At 40.3% G+C, this 3,571-nt stretch carries 2 protein-coding genes; both read right to left on the bottom strand.

From position 1 onward, the window contains the following. Positions 1-1,399 (bottom strand): DEAD/DEAH box helicase family protein (locus tag Q0688_RS14310; RefSeq protein ID WP_299078001.1); only part of this gene is annotated, 1,399 nt, incomplete at its 3' end. A 44-nt stretch (positions 1,400-1,443) separates the two neighbouring features. Beyond that, entirely contained in the window at positions 1,444-3,252 is a 1,809-nt protein-coding gene (locus Q0688_RS14305) for a DNA/RNA helicase domain-containing protein (RefSeq protein WP_299077998.1), read from the bottom strand. Positions 3,253-3,571 lie beyond the last annotated feature (319 nt).

The raw sequence follows: 3,571 nt of genomic DNA, 5'->3' as shown, positions 1-3,571 counted from the left end.
TAATTTCTGAATCAGTGCTTTGCTGCAAACTTGATTTTATATCAACTTCTTTAACATACTCCCCTTCACGCACAGAGCGCCAAATAAGTGTTTCCATCATATCTTGAAAATCAAAGTTACTTTTCTTATTTTTAAATACTACCGACAACAAAGGTATCTCTATTGCATCTATAAGTTTTTCGCTATTTAAATCAAGTTTAGCCGCATACCTATTACCTAAATAACTCATATCAGGAAATGAATCAGTATAGCTTTTCAATAGGGATGATAAGTCTAGTGCTTTAAAAAATTTATCTGCTGCCGACTTGTTACTTAAGTACTTATCAAACTTTAAATAATTATCCCAAACTCGATTATTCTTATCACTTTCTATTTCCTTAACTTCAGCCGGAAGTCCATTAAATTTCCGAACTACTCTGCCTACCGTCTGAACCAGCTCTCGACCACTACCAACAGCATATGTCAATATCAATAGTTTGGCCTGAGGTATATCAACACCTTCATCCAATTTTCTTTGATGAATAATAATATCAAAATCACTTTCATCTAAATTTTTGGGGACATCAACCTTTACATTCGTTCTTTCATCATTCGTAAAAGAGTCATGAACAGCCAAAACTCTAAAATCATCATTAAGCAACTCATAATAGGCCTCAACATCTGTCCTTCTATCGCACTTAACTATACATTTTGAACCAGAATTAATTTTAAGATAGTTTTTTATTACTGATTTCAACTCTATTTTTTTAATACTTTCAAATACTGGTTTTTCAATATCATTTGCTGCAACTGCATCTTTAAATGAATAGAAATATGAGTATTCATGAGATATATCAAATTGAAATAAATCATTGCGATAAGGTGTTGCTGTAACTACCACTTTATATGCATCCAACCCTCTTGTTAGCTTACTCCACTCTGGTGAAGGTTCAGAATGCCCTTCATCCACTATAACAAGATCTATGTCTGAACGAAGAACTGTCATCTGTTCTTTTGTCATCAACCTAAGCTTTTGAAATGTTGTTACATAAATACCGTCTTCTGTAGTATCCAAAATATCACTATTAACAACCTTTAATTCATCGGTAGGTTTCACATCAATCTTTTCAAAAAAACCACCAGACAACTGTTTAATCAATTGATTCTTTACTGCTTTTCGATGGCATAGGACCAATATCTTTTGTTGCCGTGAATAATGAGAAAGAAGGCAGATAACTCCTGTTTTACCACCGCCCGTCGGCAGACTAATTAGACAAGATTTATTATTATTCTTTTGACTAAGATAATCAAAAGAAACGTCTAAACTAGTCTTTTGACTATCTCTTAATGCTGAATAAATGTCTTCACTAATTATTTTACTTGCACATACTTCATTACTTGAGTCATCCACGTTATTCATATTAATTCCTTTATATAATGAATTTAATTCTACTGATCATTTAATTAAAGTGGTTTAACAATAATAAAAATTTCCCCAGAACTACCAATCCCACCACCATCCTCAATAACAATCGGCGAATACCCATAAGCATTGGTTTCAGGTTTAAGCACAATGCGCTGATTAACCAACACACCATCCTCTTCTATCTTTTCACTGTGATACATTTTAACTGTGTACGTGCCACCATGATCTGGGTCTTCAATATCACGGTGTTGTACTAATACAATTTTGCCATTACGGCTGCCGCCGGGATTGGCTTTAAACAAACACCAAGATCCATTTATTATTCGACGGTTCATGGACTCGCCCACTACGCGGGTAACGAACATGCCTTCGGTGGTATTGATGTGGTCTGGTAGCTGAACCCATTCGTTGTTTTGAGCGGCGACTTCTAAATCAAAAATGGGTACATAGCCTTGGTAGGGTTTTGCTTGTTCGAAACTGACAACCGGTAAATCCAAACCTTTGTAGGCGCCTCCATATAAGCCAGCCGAATCTAATTCGTTAGACGCTTCTTGTTCTAGTTGCCTGCTGGTTATTTTCTGGAAGTGTTCTCGGGTTTCTTGGTCGGTGCAGTATATGAAGCAGCCTTTTTGGCCCCGTGTCATTAGTGTGCGGTAGGTGCTGCTGAGTGCTTTGTCTCTGCCTGGGTGTTCTAACGGTTGTATGACTACCTCGCCGTCGCGGATGACAAAGTCGTTGCCTATGATCACGCCGATGTAATCAAGCTCTAGGCCTTGGCAGGTGTGTATGCAGCCTATTTGTTCTACTGATTTTTCTGCAATTAACCACAGGCTGCCGTCATCAGTTAAATTCCATTGCGCTTCAAAGTTAAACTCTGGAATGATGATGTCCATGGCGGTTTTGTCTTTTTTACTGGCCCATTCCCAGCAATACCCTGCCACCATGCGGGCCTTATTATTAACGCGGTTTTTCTCGAATATGGCTTTGCGTAATTCATTGGGGTCGTCGAAGACTTTTACGTCGTAGTCTATGTCTTCTAGAGTACTCTTTAGTCCGAGATGGGCGGTCGGGCGTATTTGTAGGCTGTTATCAATCCACGCTAGGTAGCCGTCTGATCCGTTGCAGCGAAACTGTGAGACTAGATCTAGCTGGGTGACGGTGGACTGACATTTGTCGGCCCACTGGTGAATGGTTTGTATGCTGCCAATGTCTTTTAAGGTGACGCGTTGTGCTTCGTCTATAAAAAATACGTTAAAGCGGCTGGCGTTGATCAGTTCTTTTATTTGGTTTTCGCCCAAGTTGCCATACAGGCCTGATTTTTCATTTAGGCGATGGGCTTCGTCCACCAGCAATGCGCCAAAGTTATTTTCTGGGGTGTCGATGTGGGTTTTCTTACCCGTGCCTGGGCCGCCTTTTACGATGAGGGTTTGCTTGTGACCTTGCTGGGCAAGGTCTAGGGCGGTCTCGTAGACTAGCTTTTGCTCGTCTATCATCAGGAATTCTGGATTACCGTCGAGCATGGATGCTAGGGCATCGGCTAGATTCTTACTGGGTTTGATTTTGCCGTGTTCTATGCGATACATGGTGTGTTTGAGTACATAGGGGGATATAAACACGGGGGCTTTTTTTATGTGCTCGGCGTAGAAGTCATCGTTAATGGCGTCGCGCACTTTCATGTTGTGCAGGTAGGCACAGGGTAAGAGTGCTATGGATTCGTTACGTGAAAAATGGAATTGATCCCCCTCATAACCTTTGGAAAATCGGCATAAGTAGGCCTGCGATTGATTAATACTCGCATGATGGTAGTGATTGCTTAAATCTAGATGTTTGTTTTGTGAGACCATCATTCCTTGATACCATTTTCCCGTAGCGCCTTATCCCTAGCGCTTTTATATGAATGCTTTATCCATACATCTTGACTGGCTATTGTGCTTTGTACGAACAATGCCCTATTCATACTTTATTATCAAGATTAATGAGTAATTTATGAATGACTCGTCAGGCATCATTTTACGTCTATTCGGCCACCCTAAATGGGTGAATGATCTTCTGCCTACAGGTTGCTTCTACTCAGGCGATTGCCTGCTGGGGTTGTCATCGCGGCCTTTGTATTGCTCGTCGTAAAGGCGAACGTAGGTATCGCGAAGGTAATCTTTGGGGCTTTTT

It is taken from the genome of uncultured Paraglaciecola sp. (assembly GCF_937123705.1).
Lineage (GTDB): Bacteria > Pseudomonadota > Gammaproteobacteria > Enterobacterales > Alteromonadaceae > Paraglaciecola.
The sequence above is the reverse complement of the archived record's forward strand: the minus strand, read 5'-3'. Positions and strand labels throughout refer to the sequence as shown.